The organism is Edaphobacter modestus, from assembly GCF_004217555.1.
GTDB lineage: Bacteria > Acidobacteriota > Terriglobia > Terriglobales > Acidobacteriaceae > Edaphobacter > Edaphobacter modestus.
Genome location: NZ_SHKW01000001.1, coordinates 2,024,939 through 2,042,960, shown reverse-complemented (window position 1 = coordinate 2,042,960; position 18,022 = coordinate 2,024,939). Strand labels below are relative to the sequence as shown.

The 18,022-nt window shown below is 54.1% G+C and carries 16 protein-coding genes; 12 read left to right on the top strand and 4 right to left on the bottom strand.

Going from position 1 to position 18,022, the window contains the following annotated elements; genetic code table 11:
• Positions 1-57: 57 nt before the first annotated feature.
• Positions 58-2,466 carry an alpha-amylase family glycosyl hydrolase gene (locus BDD14_RS08470; RefSeq protein ID WP_130418422.1) on the top strand — a complete coding sequence of 803 codons (2,409 nt, stop codon included), beginning with the start codon at positions 58-60 and terminating at the stop codon, positions 2,464-2,466.
• Between the two features lie 848 nt (positions 2,467-3,314).
• Here BDD14_RS08470 and BDD14_RS34395 read toward each other — a convergent pair.
• A complete protein-coding gene (locus BDD14_RS34395; protein ID WP_130418421.1) occupies positions 3,315-3,527 on the bottom strand; it encodes an endonuclease VII domain-containing protein in 213 nt (70 codons plus the stop codon).
• 419 nt (positions 3,528-3,946) lie between these two features.
• Between BDD14_RS34395 and BDD14_RS08460 the strand changes: the two genes are divergently transcribed.
• From BDD14_RS08460 to BDD14_RS08435, 6 genes are all read left to right on the top strand, one after another.
• Entirely contained in the window at positions 3,947-4,216 is a 270-nt protein-coding gene (locus tag BDD14_RS08460; protein WP_130418420.1) for a hypothetical protein, read from the top strand.
• A gap of 198 nt (positions 4,217-4,414) precedes the next feature.
• Positions 4,415-4,615 (top strand): hypothetical protein, encoded by a 201-nt coding sequence (locus tag BDD14_RS31690; RefSeq protein ID WP_165419990.1) that lies wholly within the window; start codon positions 4,415-4,417, stop codon positions 4,613-4,615.
• A 1,405-nt stretch (positions 4,616-6,020) separates the two neighbouring features.
• The gene (locus BDD14_RS08450) at positions 6,021-8,090 is read left to right on the top strand and encodes a S8 family serine peptidase (RefSeq protein WP_130418419.1); all 2,070 of its coding nucleotides are present in this window, start codon (positions 6,021-6,023) and stop codon (positions 8,088-8,090) included.
• 12 nt (positions 8,091-8,102) lie between these two features.
• Positions 8,103-9,413: an MBL fold metallo-hydrolase gene (locus tag BDD14_RS08445; protein WP_130418418.1), complete on the top strand. Its 1,311-nt coding sequence runs from the start codon at positions 8,103-8,105 to the stop codon at positions 9,411-9,413.
• 189 nt (positions 9,414-9,602) lie between these two features.
• Entirely contained in the window at positions 9,603-10,001 is a 399-nt protein-coding gene (locus BDD14_RS31685; RefSeq protein ID WP_165419988.1) for a sigma-70 RNA polymerase sigma factor region 4 domain-containing protein, read from the top strand.
• A gap of 442 nt (positions 10,002-10,443) precedes the next feature.
• Positions 10,444-10,623, top strand: a complete 180-nt coding sequence (locus BDD14_RS08435; protein WP_130418416.1) for a hypothetical protein — start codon at positions 10,444-10,446, stop codon at positions 10,621-10,623.
• A 525-nt stretch (positions 10,624-11,148) separates the two neighbouring features.
• On the opposite strand, the gene BDD14_RS08430 is transcribed toward BDD14_RS08435, so the two are convergent.
• The 3 genes from BDD14_RS08430 to BDD14_RS08420 form a co-directional block, all read right to left on the bottom strand.
• Positions 11,149-11,505 carry a hypothetical protein gene (locus BDD14_RS08430; RefSeq protein ID WP_130418415.1) on the bottom strand — a complete coding sequence of 119 codons (357 nt, stop codon included), beginning with the start codon at positions 11,503-11,505 and terminating at the stop codon, positions 11,149-11,151.
• A gap of 345 nt (positions 11,506-11,850) precedes the next feature.
• Complete coding sequence (locus BDD14_RS08425) at positions 11,851-12,039, bottom strand: hypothetical protein (RefSeq protein WP_130418414.1); 189 nt, start codon at positions 12,037-12,039, stop codon at positions 11,851-11,853.
• Between the two features lie 1,062 nt (positions 12,040-13,101).
• Positions 13,102-13,308 (bottom strand): MbcA/ParS/Xre antitoxin family protein, encoded by a 207-nt coding sequence (locus BDD14_RS08420; RefSeq protein WP_130418413.1) that lies wholly within the window; start codon positions 13,306-13,308, stop codon positions 13,102-13,104.
• Positions 13,309-13,319: 11 nt separating this feature from the next.
• Here BDD14_RS08420 and BDD14_RS08415 point away from each other — a divergent pair, with 11 nt between their 5' ends.
• The 5 genes from BDD14_RS08415 to BDD14_RS08395 all read left to right on the top strand — a co-directional run bounded on the left by BDD14_RS08415 (position 13,320) and on the right by BDD14_RS08395 (position 17,960).
• Positions 13,320-13,517: a hypothetical protein gene (locus BDD14_RS08415; protein WP_130418412.1), complete on the top strand. Its 198-nt coding sequence runs from the start codon at positions 13,320-13,322 to the stop codon at positions 13,515-13,517.
• A gap of 34 nt (positions 13,518-13,551) precedes the next feature.
• Complete coding sequence (locus BDD14_RS08410) at positions 13,552-14,160, top strand: DUF6988 family protein (protein ID WP_130418411.1); 609 nt, start codon at positions 13,552-13,554, stop codon at positions 14,158-14,160.
• Positions 14,161-14,163: 3 nt separating this feature from the next.
• Positions 14,164-14,679, top strand: a complete 516-nt coding sequence (locus BDD14_RS08405; protein ID WP_130418410.1) for an SOS response-associated peptidase — start codon at positions 14,164-14,166, stop codon at positions 14,677-14,679.
• Positions 14,680-14,775: 96 nt separating this feature from the next.
• Entirely contained in the window at positions 14,776-15,777 is a 1,002-nt protein-coding gene (locus BDD14_RS08400; RefSeq protein ID WP_130418409.1) for a tyrosine-type recombinase/integrase, read from the top strand.
• A complete protein-coding gene (locus BDD14_RS08395) occupies positions 15,777-17,960 on the top strand; it encodes a tyrosine-type recombinase/integrase (RefSeq protein ID WP_130418408.1) in 2,184 nt (727 codons plus the stop codon). The genes BDD14_RS08400 and BDD14_RS08395 overlap by 1 nt, the downstream gene beginning before the upstream one ends.
• Positions 17,961-18,022 lie beyond the last annotated feature (62 nt).

The window sequence follows — 18,022 nt, the reverse complement described above, 5'->3', positions numbered from 1 at the left end:
TGAGAAGTGGTTATCGCTATGAAAATCCGAAACACTCGGGATAGGAGCTCATGAACGATGGCGAACACGACTGTCGAATTCGAATTCATAACAGGTCTGAACCGACCCATCTTTCGGAATGCCCGTTTATTGGGAAGCTGGGACGATTCCGGGCGTTATTCGGATCTATGGACCGAATCTCAAATGCAGGAAGCTACAGGGGAGGATGGTTGCCCAGTTTTTAGGGGTTTCGCAACACTCGATCTTAGAGATCAGAGTAAAACGTTCAAATGGGGTGTGGTCCTTGATGGCCCTCAGGGTGCGAACTTCTGGGGCGTTCCTTCTGAAGTTCAAGACGTCAATTCTGCTGACCGCTATCGCGATTTCCGCCTACGCGATGCAGCAACAGTACAGGTTGAGCGTTATTATTTGACTCACTGTCGTAGGCTTGGCGCAAATAAATATTTTCCTCCAGGCAGCGTAGTACCTAGCCTCCGTTTTGCCGTTTGGGCACCAAACGCGACGGCGGTGGATGTCGTCTTTGGGCAATCGGGGGGGTATATAGCGAACAGCGGTGACGGCATCGACACGGCACACACTGCTGTTAGCCTCACTCGTTCCTCCGACGGGATTTGGGAAGGCAGCCCAGAGGGGACTTTTGAGACATTCAAAAGTGCTGCATATATGTATCGAATCACGAATGCACAGGGGAATACGGTCTACCGCACTGACATTTTTTCTCGCAGTCAGATGGGCAAGGGAGACAGAGATCCTACAACGGATGCGTGGCCAAAGACGGCGGAAACGCTCGACGGCGGTGTCAGTTGCAGCATCGTGATTGATCCCGATATGGTGCGCCGGAACTTCGCATCCACTCCACCTGGAGTCGGGTCAGATTTGATTCCTACCGAGGAGTTCTGGGCTCACGAGTTTACTCCCGGTTTGCCCGTACCCACGCGGATTGAGGACCTAATCATATATGAATTGCACGTGGGATCGCTTGGTTTTGGAAAAACAGTGAGTGGGAATTTGGCGGACGCGCTGGAGTTTCTCGATCATGTTAGCAGTCTTGGTGTAAACGCAATTGAATTGCTGCCCATGGCGGAATTTGGCGGTAACGTCGGATGGGGGTATGGCAACTCTCACCATTTATGCATTGAATCTAGCGCTGGTGGCAGAGACAAATATCTTCACTTCGTTCGCGAATGCCATCGACGTGGCATCGCTGTGATTCAGGACGTCGTTTACAACCACTATGATCCGAATGCGGAGCGTGCCGAATGGCAATACGATTCGACTGCTCCCGAACAAAACATTTACTACTGGTATGAAGGACGGTCGAGCGATTACGAAGCTCCGGATGACGGATATCTCGACAACGGTTCTACAGGTTTTACTCCACGTTTCTGGGAAGAAAACGTTCGACAACAGTTTACGAGCGGCGCTGCATTTCTCATCGAGGAGATGCACGTCGATGGGCTGCGTGTGGACCTAACTCAGGCAATCCACCGCGACAATGTGTTGCACGGGAACGGACATTCGGTTAGCAGCGCAAACGTTTTCGGTCAGAAGTTCTTGCGGCAATGGAGTCGGACCCTGCATATGATCAGACCCTCGGCAATGCTAATCGCCGAGGATCACACTGATTGGGGCGCTGTGGTGAAACTGCCGACGCAGGGTGGGCTGGGTTTCGACGCAAAATGGCAGGTAGCGTTTTACCACGGCCTAATTGGTGATTCGGATATGGCTGGCGAGGCGCCGCGGCTGCTGATGCAAGCGGGATTCGGCGGAAACGAAGCACTCTCAATGGACCGATTCTCGGGCACGCTTTTCGATAGCCGGCTCAACCAGGTGGTGTTTCACGAGTCACATGATGAAGCTGGCAATGCCAGCGGTACTGCTCGAACGATTACAGTTGCAGTGAACGGCGCTCCTCTTATCGATTTGACCCGAATTGCCGCCGAATCTCGATGTCGCGTATGCTGCGGACTTTCTGTTCTTTCCGCGGGCACGCCAATGTTCTTCATGGGGGAAGAGATCGGGGCTCAGAAGAAGTACACCTTTGATAACTTTCTCGCGAATCGCGAAGACATTCTAGGCGAACGGACGGGCAACGGGAAGAACTTGTTTCGGTTCTACCAGGATCTTGTAAGTCTCTCCCGTCGCCTTCGCTCGATACGTGGGCATAACATCGACATTTTGCATCAGTCGAACACAAACAGGGTGATCGCTTTCAAGCGATGGAGCGGCAGTGAGGAGATTATCATTGTGGCGAGTTTTAGCAACGGCTCGTTTGCGAATGGTTACGAAATCGAGAAGGATACGCTTGCGATTCCGACGGCGAACTGGAAGGAAGTTTTCAATAGCGATAGCGCCTTCTATGGTGGCCAGAATATTGGAAATAGCGGCGCGATTCTACAGTCGAGTGGAGGTCGCTTGACCATGATGCTTCCGGCAAACGGTTTCTGCGTTCTCGTGAAACAGTAAGTGGGGCATCTTTGCGGCGATGAGCGCGGTCAATGGATCTTGGATTCACTTTGGACCTGAGATTTTGCACCGTGACTGGCAGCGTGCCAGTCGACCGTACAGGCGAGGTGATTAAAGACAGAGATTACAGAGCAGTCAGACACTAGCCCGGCGAAAAAAGGAACTAGCAAGCGGGTGCCTTAAGTAAAAAGAATAGCCCAGTCAGTGGGCCACACTTTATGGCATCGTTACTCGTACGCTATTTTAAGAATCGACATCGCGTTTCGCACATGGGTGTCATCGCAAGTGCGTATTGTCGTTGTGTTGTGCGCTAAGGTTGCTTGCGACGAGACTCCGGACGCTCCGTGAAACTGTACTCCACATCCTGAGGCATACCCCGGATCAAGCGGCGAGTGATGATCTGTCGCATGTGAACGTGGCGGCGCGGACAATCAATTCGCCAGCCCCGAACACGTTCGTAGGCAGCATTCGCGAGCGGTCTCAGGTTAGACTTTATTCGTGTTGCCGCACGAAGAAAGTCTTTCCAGGTCATTAGGTGTTATGGAACAACGAATGCGGAGTATGTAGTAACTGCCAAAGAAGCTTAACATTCGAAGCCGAGTTTATATTTTTCTTCAGCGGTTTTTCGGTTCACAGCGGACGAAAGTAAAAGAGGGTGCGGGTGCGGCATAGAAAAACGCTCGTGCATCGAGCTGGCTGCGGCGGAGAGCTGTGGCAGCTGGAGAACTAAGCAGCTTTAGCGGCTGCTTTTCTAGCAGAGACCTTTCCTTTCCGTCTCGCGTGATAATCATTCACCTTATATGGAGTTGGCTGCTTCTTGAGGTATTCAACAGCTGCCTTCAAGGCTTCTAGGCTGTCTTTGAAGTAACCAAGCCCCTATTGCATCCGGAACAGATAAGTCCTCGGACCTCATTCGTCTCATGATTGTGATCCAGATGTAGCCTTTTCCCCATACCGCCAAACTTGCTAGTCTTGCAGATCGCACAGCGGCCGTTTTGATCAGCGAGCATCTTCTCATACTGTTCTGCTGTTATCCCGTCAGTCCACTCAATTACTTTCAACTGCCATGCCGCTGGATCGCGGGATTCTTTGTCTTTTATGTATGGGTAACGGTACTTGTAGCAGGTTTTGCAGCGAGATCGATTCCCGCGTTGCTTTCCTGATTTACGAAACTCTTCGGCAGGCAGATCCTTTCTGCAACCGTTACAGTCTTCGTCGTTATCTGTGCGCCCACGATTTATATCTTAGCGAGCCAAATGCGCGAATCAAATTTTCTTAATTAAATTTGGGGCGATTCTTGTTTCCCTGTGCGCTTGCTGGAAATGACGGCGGCCTTATCAGAGAAAAACGTTGGGGTCCTGCTATCAACACTAGGTAGTAAGAAGATGAGTTTGTTCTCGAAAATGTTTTTCGAGCCCACCCCGGTGAAAACAATCCGATCTCACGCATCCACGCAGTAATAACCCAAGGAGAAAACACAATGTCGACCATGATCAAGATCGTCCTCGCAGTCTTCGCAGCATTTGCTGGCTTCGTCTTCGGTGTCAACCGCAGCAAGGCAATGAAGAAACACGCGCCCAAGCCTGTCCGTACGTTCTGCCTGAAGACGGAGCGTAAGACTGTCTCCACCTACGGGATCGCGAAGGACAAGGTCAAGAGCAAGACGCAGGACTCTGCTCTCAACCGCTACTTTACTGGGAGAAGAACAAAAAGACGGGCCGCAAGGCTTTCGTCTAATCCTAGCCGTTAGGCAGGTCTTTAACAGAACACGTCGCACCCCCCAAAGCGGGTGGAGTTAGCAGTCTCCACCCTTTGCTTTAGCACACAAGAAGAATACTGAGGGCATCCTGCGTCTGACGCCGGAGTGAAGGATGCCCACCTTACCACCCGATGTCATTCGGCTACCGGGTAGAGCTCTCTAAGGAGCCTGGCCTGTATCCTCCCTTATGTGAGATTCGAACAGGACATTCTCCTGGATGAGAACATCACGATGGGCCGCAACCAGCAGTTTGCCTCTGCCGAGGGAGACCTTGTTATCGAGTACGGCGCCGCCGAAGCTGAATTAACGGGTGGATTGCATAAGAATCAGCTCGGATACCCCAACTTGTGTCCTCCCTCGGCGTACGATAGGTATCGCATGCCACAGTAGATCAGCTCAACATGCTTCACGATCAGATCAAGGCTATCCGATAGCTACCGGTAATCGATCACTCATGTGTCTCCGCTCTGTGAAGGCAGAACCATACATTCGTAGCCCGTTATCGAAGCGAGCCTCGCGCGTGCGAGATAGAAAATATCTATTCGCCGAGAAACACCGAGTCCTAGATGGCATGTCTCCCGCCATTTCCCATATCTTATGCAACCTCAGCCCACTCAGCCAGGAGGCAGTCCCGTGTCTCCGTTCGCTTATTACCCTGCCAGTCCGTCCGGTATGAGCTCACTCCCATATCGGCTTTTTCATGCAACACAGCCTGACCATGTCTACGGTGTTCGTGGTCGCGCAGTTCGGCACCGGAACGACTACGATTTTCACTTGTAATCTCGAGATCGCGGTCAATTGCGAAGGAGTCCGTCGAGGCTCCTGCCGAGATGCTGGCCCAGGCATACCCCTGCCTCGCCAACGTGCAGATGTCACCGGCCTCAGCTCCTAGGTCTGTTTCAGATCAATGGGGTCGGTGACAACACTGCCGAGAGAGCGTAAAACGCACGTTTTTGTCACTTTCATGGCGACTTAGGCGACACCTCTAAGTTCGAGCGATCCAATAGTGGCTTCCTCGCAAAAGATGAAAAATTGCGATTACTACCTGGATTCAAGCTATTCTCTGAATCCTTTCGTTGGGTTCCTGCTTCAAAGATGGCCTTACTCTGACCACTCCTCCACAGGCCTAAAACGCGATGCCCTCGCGCTAAGATGTTCATCGCGCCAATTACGTCAGCATTACCAGAAAAACCGCATTTCATGCAGGCAAAATCTGAATGACTATTTCGATTCTTCGCTGAATCTTTAGAGCACTTTTCGATCTGTCGATTACTTCCCAGAACCGGAGTTCGTAGAATCTGAGGGTTTGGACGTAGGTGAAATCCTAGATGAAGGTTGGGAGCTTTGCTCGAGGAAACCACAACGCTTCCAAGCGACAATACGGTACGGATTTTGTGGAGGTAGCTTTCAACCAAATCTCTATCGTGATTGTGCCCAGACAATTGTCTGGGTTCACCGAATGCCCTCACTGGAAGACTGAAGCGACTTCGTCTCGACTCGATAACTCTAGTTCGGGATGATCGAGAAACTTCTCATTGGCAGCGACAAATTCTGCGGGATCGGGAAATTATTAACTTGACTAGTCGGGGCGAGCAACAACACAATCTTCTCCGCATCTGAAAGCTGACTTCACACGATCTCTCTTTCGGCCGTTCTGCCCGGTCCCTTCAAAAACCTTTTGGTCCTTCGCTCCCGGTCTCTTCAAAACGCGGTATGTCAGTAGCTTTGCGAATAAAGGAGACAGGATTAAGTGAGTTTTGGACCACAAGTCAAATGTGACGCCTAAGGGGGAAGTATGCCTGTATATGCGGGGCTGAAAGACGAGGAGCGAGCCCGGCTTCAACCAAAACTCCAGATGTATGTCAACGGCAGCGAGGAAGTGAATACCGTTCGCGCTGAACAGACTTCGGCCCTGTGCATCACCAGTACGAAGCTGCTGAATTCGGTGGAAGAGCGCCGCCAAGCGGGCGCGGCGCCTGGCGCTATTAAGCCGGCGGAGTACGCGAGACAGGTCGGCCATGTTCCCGCTCGGCGCAAGCTCAAGTCCCTCGCCGACAACGTAGAGGCTAACGTTTTTGTTCAGTTGGTGAACGCTCGAACCGAGGGCAAGCTTACCGGGGAGATTTCACGCAAGGGGCGCATCGTGCGCGCTCGCGTGCCGATCAACAAGCTGCCTGACTTGGCCCGCGATCCGCGTGTGTCTTTCGTGGAAGCAGGTGAGGGTTTGAAGACACCCCATCCCCAGGTCTCAACTGAAGTCAAGGCGCCCTCCGCGTCAGAGCGAAAATTCGGTGACGCAACGGCCCACACGTTCGGCGAGGATGTGCTGATAGGAATTATCGACGTTGGCGGCTTCGATTTCTCCCATCCCGATTTTCTGGACAATGACGGCCGCACCCGTTTCATGGCGATTTGGGATCAGGGAGGCGATGCGCGCCCGCATCCGGAAGGCAAGCAGTTCGAATATGGTGCCGAGTTCACCCAGAAGCATTTGAATGACGCCATCAAAGCTGCCCGAAAGCTCGGAGTCGAGCCTTGGGAGATCGAGCGGCAGTCTCAAACCTCGGAGGGCTCACACGGAACGCATGTAGCCAGCATAGCCGCGGGCAATCGCGGCGTCTGCCGAAAGGCGTCCATCGCGGGAGTCCTCATCTCACTTCCTCAAGGGGATCAGGATCGACGTCTCGCATTCTACGATTCCACGCGGCTTGCAGACGCAGTCGATTATCTGGTCCGCCTGGCTCGCGACGTCCTGAAGAAGAAGTGTTTGTCCATAAATATTTCCCTCGGCACCAACGGGCATGCTCACGATGGTTCGGGCGCTATCGGCCGATACCTGGATTCCACGTTCTCGGCACCCGGAATGTGCCTTACCGTCGCGGCGGGAAACGCCGGTCAGGAGAAAGCTGACGAGCCCGACGACTTTGGCTGGGTGATGGGCCGCGTGCATACCAGCGGCCGCATTCGAGCCGCACAATTGGTCACCGACGTCGAATGGGTAGTGGCCGGAAATGGGATCCTCGATCTCTCCGAAAATGAGCTGGAATTGTGGTTCTCTCCGCAGGATCAAATCGGCGTTTCTCTGCGGCTGCCTAATGGCCAGTGGACAGAGATGATCGAGCCGCTTCAATACATCGAAAACCGCCGCTTGGAGGACGGCAGCTTTATCAGTATTTACAATGAGCTGCACCATCCTTCGAATGGAGCCAACTACATCTCCATCTACTTGAGCCCGAATTTTCTCACGGACCCGGTGGTCGGCATCCCGGCGGGCACCTACACAGTTCGCCTGCATGGTTTGCAGATCCGCGACGGCCGGTATGACGGCTGGATCGAGCGAGACGATCCACGCCCGCTCGGCCGTATCGGTAATCGTGAAGCCTGGAGCTTTCCTTCCTTCTTCTCGGAACGCTCTATGGTGGATAATTCCACGGTGAGTTCGCTCGGCTGCGGCCAACGCGTGATCACCGTCGCCAACCTCGATACCAAGCGCAACCGCGTTCACCCAACCAGCAGCCAGGGTCCTTCGCGCGACGGCCGTTCCAAACCTGACATCGCCGCGCCGGGCACTGACGTTATGGCCGCGAAGGGATTTTCCACTGACGGCGATGCATGGATCGGAATGACCGGCACCAGCATGGCCAGCCCATTTGTCACCGGAATCGCCGGGCTGATGCTAGCAACGGAACCAAAACTAACGGGAGCGCAGATCGAAGCTATCATTCGGGCCACGGCAAAGCCTTTGCCCGGAGCGAACTTTGAATGGACCAACGACGCCGGGTTCGGCGCAATCGATCCTGCGGAATGCCTGAAGCAGGCCGCCCTGATAAACACCCGCAAAGATCGCACGAAGGAAACAGCCTAGGACGCAAAGCCTATGAAACTGACCGCATTTCAATCCGACAAAGGCGATTGCCTATTAATGGAGACGGCCGACGGCGCGCATCGCATGCTGATCGATGGCGGCATGCGGGATTCCTACTCGGCCCATGTTGCGCCGACGCTTGGCAAACTCCGTGAAGCGGGCAAGAAAATGGACGTGGTGTACATCTCGCACATCGATCAGGATCATATTGCGGGCGTGCTACGGCTGCTTGACGACGAGGTGGAGTGGCGCATCCATGAACATCTGATCGCTAATGGTAATCCCGGACATCGCGCTCCAAAGTCGCCGCGCCCGCCGGAAATCGGCCAGATCTGGCACAATTCCTTTCACGAGCAAGTCGGCAAGAACGCCGGTCCGGTTGAGGACATGCTGGCCGCCACTGCGGAGATCCTTTCGGGCGCTAATCATCCCGTACTGCGGGAAATTGCGCAAGACCGGCGCGACCTGGCTACAAGCATTCCCGAAGCAATGCGCGTTTCCTCCCGTATCCGCCATGGCCAATTGAATATCCCACTTAATCCGGAGTTCAATGGCAAACTGATGCTGGTTCAGGATGGCCGGTCGGCGATAAAACTCGGCTCGATTAAGCTCAATCTGATTGGACCGTTTGAAAAGGATCTCAAGAAGCTTCGCGAAGAGTGGAACGACTGGCTGCGAGCGAATCGGGAACGCGTGAAGCAAATCCGCCAGCAGGCTCGCGCCGATGAGGACGCTCTGGCCGACAGCAGCCTGAGCCAGTTGTTCGGTCCGATGGAATCGGTGGCCAATGACCTCGGCGCCTCAGAACTGGCGCTGGCAAAAATATTGGGAAACCGCAAGAACGTCACGACACCCAACCTTGCGTCGCTCATGTTCATGGCCCTGGATGAGAAGCACACGGTGCTTCTTACCGGTGATGGCCACTGGGAAGATATTCTCGCCGGTTTGGAGCACCACGGCGCATTCGATTCCAATAATAAACTACACGTCACGGTGCTGAAGGTGCAGCATCATGGCTCGGAGCACAACATCAAACGTACATTCTGCGACCGAGTGTCAGCCGATAACTACGTTTTCTGCGGGAACGGCGAGCATGAGAATCCGGACCTCGATGTGATACAGGAGATTTTCGATCGCCGAATGGTTAATGACACTAGCCGGTTTAAGTTCTGGTTCAACTCCAGCTCCGCGGCCAGCACCGATGAGGGCGGAGTGGAGCACATGAAGGCAGTCGAGCGCCTGACTAGGAAACTCATCAACAATAGCGTCGGCCGGCTCAAAGCCAATTTTCTGACGGTCGGAAGCTCGGTCCGGATTCTTTAAGGGTGTTGAATCGGTTGGAGCTGGAATAGCACCTTTGCTGCCGTGCCTGCGCTGCTGGACGGCGCTCGATCCAACCCTAGCGGCGTCACTACCAAATATTCCTAAGGATGCCACGGGGCAGTATGCAGAGGATTTTATAAAGCACATGAAGAGGTACCCGACTATCTCAACGATTACGTCCTCCAGCGGATGTCGGAGCTCGAATCGACTGATGGTGCGTTCCAGCTTGGCCCTGACGATCTTAAGTCAGATCACTCTGAATGGAATTCGGAGTTCCTGGCGCAGCATCGGGAAGGGGACTGCGTCTCGAGCGGTGGTAAGTTTCGCTTCATGGTTGATCGCTCCCTGTGGATCTGCCCCTCGATCTCTCGAATATCGACCCTGGACTGGGTGACATCCACCGATGACAAACTATTCAAGGATCTGGAGGTCAGCGAGCGAGCCATGCTCTATATGGTCTTCTACGAGGAGTTAAGCTGGAAGAGGATTGCTCAGGTTCACAACTGCGACGTAGTGATCGTCAAGTCCCACTTCAATGAGATCATTGACAAGATTCGATCGATCGCGAAGATCGAAGTAGCGGACTAATTCTTATCCAAGACAGTTATCAGCCGGACTCACACGGTCCGGCTTTATTTTAGGAAGTACATATTCCACGAGAGCGAAGCCAAAGTTCTTGTGACTGATGCCTTCCCTGGATGGGCCGTGCATTTGCCTTTCCTGTCCTGGCGGCCATCTGCATCAGAGGAGTCGGTGACTCTCCTGTGCTCGTTTTCTTTTGTTTCATGTTCGCTTTTCAGGGTCTAAGAGAACTCCGGGGACAATGATGCTTTGGCGCGCCAGGAACACGCGCGACTTTCCCGTTTTTGAGGCGATAGATACACCGCACATAAAACTGCGCGGCTGCGCTCTTCACGTTTGCCTCTGTTCGTGTTTCATGAACGAAGAAAGATGATGAACAAGAGGGAAGTAACTTGACTCAAATTAAATACTCAGGTCACAATCAAAGTCGGTAACTCGCGGAGGTCAAATGAAGAACGCGATGGAGCAGGAACTCGACATGATAGATGAGAGCCTTTGTAATCTCGAGGCTCGTCGCACTGAGATCATCAACCAGATTGAACAGAATAAGATGAACGGTCGCAGCTACACGATCACAACCAACCGTGGATTCGCTGAGACCGGTATGCGCGCCCGTGGCTGGCGCTGAGATAGTCTTCTAGTCACGGTTCAACCAAAAGTGAGAAGGCCACCTCAAACAGGTGGCCGTTCCTGGACTACGTATTAGGTAGTGCTTTGAGATATATGGTTAGCGGTTGGTTGGAATCCCAGCCAGGAAGTGGGCTCGGATTATTACGGTCGGTATCACAAACAACCGGAGTTGGATATTTATTTCGAACTGCGACAGAAAAACCATAGCGAGTCGAAGTCGGGGTGGGTTGGATACTAAATCCAAGCATATCTTCGCCTATTTGATACTGGCCTGGGCCTACGACGAACATAGCTTCCGACGAAAGCAACTTCTCAGAAATCGTAAACTGCCAATGCCCCATCGTTCCCACCGGAATTTGGGCCGGGTAGATATTTTCGGGGAAACACTGACTAGTGTTAGCTGTTAATGGTCCAGATGTTTGGTTGTCTAGATAAACGTCCAGCGTATATGGCAAGTTGCCCTCCGAAGTAGAAGCGGGCGGATCCGACATCCAGATGTCATAGAATCCGCCCTCCCGGCAGATCATGACATCTGGCTGAAGTTAAAGGATCCGGCCCGCGTAGTCAGGCCGGCGATTGCGGTATAAGAGTAATGTCCATCGGTGTCACCCCAATAGAAATCATCCCCATTGCAGGGCCAAATCTTTACCTTCCAGGTCGGCGGAATGCCGACCGTCATGCCTGGTGGCTGCCCCCAGATCTGGTCTATAAAGCCGTTGTCGTGGAGCATATACACAATGTAGGTGGTGTTCGTGTCGTTCGTAACCCAACAGGTGCTTGAATCCAGGGTTTGCGCTTCGCCTTCAGCAAGGATCTTCTTCTTGGAGGCGGGGGCCTCAGAGGAATCGATTTCAATCCGTTTCGGTGCTGTTGTGCTCATCGTGGCGTCTCCTATACGGTTGTAGTCGTGGAGGGCGGGCGGCCCACTCGTAGAATGCGGAGAGGAGCCAAACCTTCCGCACAGCGATAATAGTTCTTGCGCTTGTAACGGGTGGTAAATCAGGTAGTTACGGAGGTCTGTAGACCTCGGGAACGATGGTGGAGGGACTCTACTACGTCCCGATCCCATGGCATGCTGTTCCGACAATTTAGAACGCGGATATCTGGGGATAAGCAGTATTATCACAAGCAATTGGCTTCCTTATTTTCAGTGGTGTAATGCAAGGTTTGGCATCTGTTTTGCCGTAGATTGGGACGAAAAAAATAGCGTAGATCCAGAGCTTGTCTATGTCTCGCGAATCACTTTAGAGAATTCCTTGTCATAGCGCATCGCAACGAAGGTGGTGTGCCTCAGCTTATTTGCTGACGTCCACTTTGCTGACGTCCACTTTGCTGACGTCCACTTTGCTGACGTCCACCCCAGAAAATCGATGTGCGCTACTGCAACAGGTCGAAGCCAAATCACCTTCGTCATCTTCTCCTTCGTAAGGCCCTCGCCCCATTGTCCTGGCCCACGTTCCGGCAGGTTACAGAAGGGACATTCCACAGTGATGAGCGCGTGGAGTTCTCGCGCGAATCTGCCTTCGTGAGGCTGGGACGAGAACAGCTCGGACGCGGCCGGAATAATAGAGCTTGTCATCCTTGTAGTAGCCGACGATCAGAGAGTCGACTCCTAGCTCGTCACTATCCTCTCGAAGACCCAAGTCAGACGACGAAGACGCCTGCGATTTAGTACGTCGAGATAAAAATAAGTGTGCCAATTACAGTCGCTATTAGAGGCATGGTTGAAAGTTTCGTGCATTAACACCTGATGATCTTTTAAAATGAAGCCTTTCCGTCGGATGTTGCACTCGGGGGTGATGCATACTCCTGCCATACTGCTGAACAGTGTCCTGATTGACCTTGACCGGTTCGTAGACGCCGTTCCGCAACATGACGATGTCACCTTAGTGCTGTTGCGCGCGACCTAATGCTTACTATGAACTGCGACACTGAGTGACGGTCCAATACCTTTGTTCAAATAACGTTTAACATAGATAAGTTGTTTCAAGCTCTCTGATATAAAGTGTGCCGTCTCACTCGTACCCAACCCATTGAGGATGACCTGCCAATTCCGAAGTCAGCGTCGTCGCACAACTTTGTTATCTCTGAGGACTTTGACGCTTTCCTTTTTACCTCAGAGCTATAACTCGCCTCGAAGGGTTCTCACCGTATAGTCCAGGACCAGCATTGGAGTCATGCCGCACGCTTTCAGGTACACTTACCCGCTGACGGAGGTCCGAGTATGAAAGTTACGATATGGATTCCTAGTGTTGAAGGAAACGTTCATTCACATTACACAGTCGCATTTGCGGACGGAACAGGGCTGATACTGCCGCGAGTTGGCGATTTCGTTCAATTTGGGGACATGCGTAGCCGTGCACTTGTGACCAGTCGGGCGCTTACTTATCTTAAAGACGGATCCGTCGACGTTATTCTCAATGAATAAAATCGAATGCTGCCCTTTCTATTCGCAATCCATTAAGTAGAGGGTCTATCAGACGGGCAAGCCGAAGACGATAGCTCCCAGAATGTCTTCGACTCGACGCGCTCCATCTTCGCTGCGAGCTACATCTTCCGGAGCCTGATTCCCGAGTTCAGGATGGGGTTTGGCCATCCAGATACGAGCCTCTTCTGTATCCCTGAAGGTGTACTCCGCCTTGGCAAGAGTACGAGCAATGCGTTCGGTCGCTGCCAGATCCATAGAAACACCTCTTGTTTGTCCAGCATACTACCGCTGTGCCGCCCATCGAGCAGCTTGAGAGCGTCCTCGTCGACGTTGAAGCCCTCCGTTTGCATGTCACCGATAAGCTCTGGGAGATGCCCGAGCAGCTTAATGCCGTCAGCGGCGTCCTCTGCCGATACGAAGAACTCGCCGACGAACTCCGCCTGGCCATTGCCGCATTCCGGTAGGTCATGCCAATCCTCCAAATGTTAGCCTGACCACATGCCGATCGATCGAGAAGAGCTTGGAAAGACGATTGAGGACGGGATCGAATTTCGTGCTTCTATCTGGGAACTTCTGCAAGAAGTGGAATCCAATGATAAGCGCAGCAATGCCGTCCTTCGATTTGTTTCTGTCGCCCTTCAGCATCACCACTCGATTTTGGTTTTGATGAAATACGGTAGCAATGACAGCTCTGCACTCGCTTTGCTTCGACCACTGAAAGATACGTGCGAACGCGGAACATGGGTCGCGTCTCTTGCTTCCGACGAACAGATCGAGCACCTGTTGAGAGGGGAATTAGATTTCCAGAGCATTAATGCAGGAAAGCATCTCGAGGAGAAACACGGAGTTGGTCTCTCAAAAGACATTCGAAAGATTTTGCACGGCCTGACTCACACTGGCAATGAACAGTTGAGCAATCAGTTCTCGGAGCGTGGACAGTTTGAGTCTGCCTTTGATATTCCAGTCCTGGTGGGTGCGATTCGATCTGCAACTGTTGGCTTGATGATGTTGACTGTGAACGCTTGCGTGGCAGCGAAACGTGAGGATGTTGCCCTTCGAGCCTTCAGCCTCTTTACTGGAATTTTCGGCGATATAGGAGTGCTCTGATTCATGTGCGGGCGATATTACCGTAAATCCGACAAACAGAAGATAGCCGAAGCCTTCCACGTAGCCCAGGTCGACGACTTTCCTCTGCCTCCGGATGACTACAACATAGCGCCTAGCACCATGCAGCCCGTCATCCGAGCCAACCGCGACACCGGGGAGAGAGAACTCGTCCAGTTGCGCTGGGGCTTGGTGCCGTTCAGCACCAAAAACCTTGCTGATCTGAAGGGCAAATCCACGATCAACGCTCGAGCCGAAAGCATCACCCGCGGCTGGTGGGCTCAGCCCTTCAAGAAGCGCCGCTGCCTAGTGCCAGCATCAGGTTTCTATGAGTGGACTCACGACGATCCCAAGAACAAACGACCCTTCGCGTTCGATCTTGCCAAGGGAAAGCCGATGGCCTTCGCCGGACTATGGGACGCCTGGAAGAATCCCGCTGACGGAAGCTGGCTCCAGACCTATACGATCATCACCACCGACGCCAACGAGCTCATGACAATAGTTAAGTGGAATAAAGCTTAGCTGCATGATGCTGTGTCGATGAACTCCACCATGGTGTAGAAAGGCTGCGCGTTCCCAATCGCGCTAGCGCGATTGGGAACGCGCAACGGAGGTGCCATGACTCTTCGGTTCGATCTTGAGCGTCACCATCACCTTGCCGGAGCCATTCATGCCCGTGCGTGGCTGACCATGCGAGAGCAGTTTGGCTTGGCTCCGAACACCCTCGACGCATACGCTCGTGCCGTCGATTCATATCTTGCGTTTATCGAACCCCGGGTTCACGACTGCGAAGCAAGTACGCAATCTGATGTTGCCGGTTGGATCAACGAATCACGTGCAAGAGGGCTGGCGAATTCCACCCTGATCCAGAGAGTGACCGCCCTGCGGTTGTTCTTTGAATATCTGGTTGAAGAAGGCCTGCGACCGGGGAATCCAGTCTCTCGTGGGGGCGCCTTCCGCTGTTGTGGGACGACCGTCTTTCGCACGGCCGGTCCTATTCGACGGATGCACAAGCTGCCATGGATTCCAACCGACGAAGAGTGGGAACGGCTTCTTCGCGCCACCTCGGAAGACTCCATCCGGGATCGCGCCATGCTGGCCTTGGCTTACGACGGTGCCCTCCGCCGGGAAGAACTGTGTTCCATCATGGTCAGCGATTTCGATTTTGCGCGGAAGCTGCTAACGATACGAGCGGAAACGACGAAGAATCGCAGCGGCAAGGTTGTGCCCTATTCGCTTGCCACTTCGGCCCTGCTGGGCCGATATCTCAATCGGCGGCGGACCATGCGGTGCGAGCCCGATGCCGTCTTCCTCTCGGAGTCGCCACGAAATCGCATGATGCCGATTACCTCCTATACCTGGACCAAGGTGGTCGAACGCATGGCTCTGCGCAGTGAGATCCCACATCTGACAACGCACACGATGCGACATCTGCGCCTGACGGACCTGGCTCGCGCCGGCCTTGATATGCATCACATCGCGACGCTCGCCGGTCATCGCGTGCTGCAGTCCACGCTGATCTACATCCACCTGAGCGCACGCGATCTTACCGATGCTCTCGCCAGAACCATGGGGAGCTTGGCTGCGCCTCGTCATCCATCGCTTGGACCGGAGGAGTAATGCCTAAGCTCGCAGCGGATACGTTGCCTTCCAGGCGGCTCGATCTCAGCCGCTACGATAGAACTCCTGAGTTCACACAGAGAGAGCGGTTGCGGATCGCAGCCGTTGCCGAAGGAGAATCTCTCCATCTTCGTCTCGACGACCCGCTTGCTCGTCTCCTGAACCCGCTGAAGGCATGCCTTGGCCTGACGGAGGCGCAACAGTCGCAGCACTCCCTTCTGCGGCATCTTGTAGCGGAGATGCATGCGACCCACACCGTGTTCTGGACCTGGGATGAGGAAGCGTGGACGAGTGTATACCATCGCTGCAAAGAGGCTCGCACTACAGCCAACACGTTACAGCATGTTCTCGCCATGGCGGCTCTGCTGTGTAGTGTCGATCTGCCCAAGCTGCGCAATCAGGAGCGGCGCATCCTTCGCCGCCGTTCTCTGGCGATCAAGGTCTTCGGGCGTGAGGAGGTGGACCGGTCGATCGGCAAGGTTCAGGCCGAGTTGAAGCGCCTGGGCTACACCGGATACTTCCATCTGGAAGTCCGCAACGCTCTGTGCGAGCTGTTCCTGGTCCATGGAACTGCTGACGTTGCGACCCTTACGGCTCAGTCGCTTGAAGGTCTGCGATGCCAGGAATGCGCTTACAGTCTGAAGCAGGCCACGTTCATGCTGTCTCATGCGTTCGTCGCTCTGGGGATCATGCAATCTCCGTTGCGGCCGTATGTCGCGCCGCAAGGTGTAAGCCGGCAAGTGGTACCTGGCGGGATCAGCCCGGAGTGGCTGTCGTGGTGCAATCGCTGGTATGAGACCTCAACACTACGGCCAAGCACAAGACGAAGCACCAGGTCGAGGCTGCTGGTGGTAGGTCGCTGGTTGAAGATCGTGCATCCTGAGGTGTCCCGGCCCGACCAATGGACGCGCCAGCTTGCTGCGGAACATGTGGCCGCCTCGGGAAGCTTCCGCGTCGGAGAGCTCGTCGACGACAAGCGAACAATCTACCCGGACCGGCTACTGAGCGTCGCTTCCCGGCTCGGACATATCAGCGCCCTGCGTTGCTTCTTCACCGATCTTTTGCTCTGGGAGCTTGTTCCTTACCGATTCGATCCCAAGCAGACCTTCCGCTACCCACCATCTCTCGCGCTTCTTCGTTCTCCCAACCCGCGCATCATCGCCGAGGATGTCTGGGCAAAGCTGCTGTGGGCCGGGCTCAATCTGGAGTCATCCGATCTGCTCCGTAGTACAAACTCGATGGGCCGGGTATCGGCTCCCCGGTATCCCGTCGCCATGATGCGGGCTCTGGCCCTTGTGTGGCTGTTCGCTGGCTTGAGAAAGGATGAGATCGGCCGCCTGCGTCTCGGGTGCGTTCGCCGGCACACATCACGAGATGAAGAGCTTGCCAGGGAGGGTGCCGCCGTCTGCCTTCTGGATGTCCCGGCAAACAAGACCAACGGCAGTTATACGAAACCGGTTCATGGTTTGGTACGCGAAGCGATCGAAGCATGGCAACAACTTCGTCCCGCGATGCAGGCAGTTACCGATGAAAAGACGGGAGAGGTCTTCCAGGTCCTCTTCGGCTACCGCGGAAGATCAATGGGAAGCTGCATCCTGAATCACTCCGTTATCCCGATGCTCTGCCGAAAGGCAGGTGTTCCAGACGCTGATGTTCGCGGTCCGATCACCAGTCACCGCGCCCGATCGACCATCGCGACGCAGTTGTACAACGCAAAAGAACCAATGTCGCTGCTGGCCCTGAAGGAGTGGCTGGGCCATCGCTGCGTTGCTTCCACCCAGTGGTATGCGACGGTCTCGCCCGACAAACTCACGCAGGCCTACGTCGACGCGCGTTACTTCGAGCGCAATGTTGCGGTCGTCCAGGTTCTTCTGGATCGTGCTGCAATCGAAAGTGGAGCAGCCGGTCGGGGCGAACCGTACAAGTTCATTCATCTCGGACACGGGTACTGCGCCAACCCATACTGGGCACAGTGCCAGCACCGCATGGCTTGCCAACGATGCGACTTCTACGTGCCGGGAGACTCGACGCGAGCCCAGGCGCTCGAAGCCAACACTCATAACCAGCGTATTCTGGAACAAATCCCCGTCACTGAAACGGAGCGGAAGGCGCTCGCGGGCGATCAGGCGGCGTTGCGGCAACTGATCGAGGCCAGTCCAAGGCTCGGATCAAACGCGGTCTGAACTATCCTGCGTCCGGCTTCCGCGTGATGTTCTCGCTTGGCTGTACAGCCAAGCGAGAACAT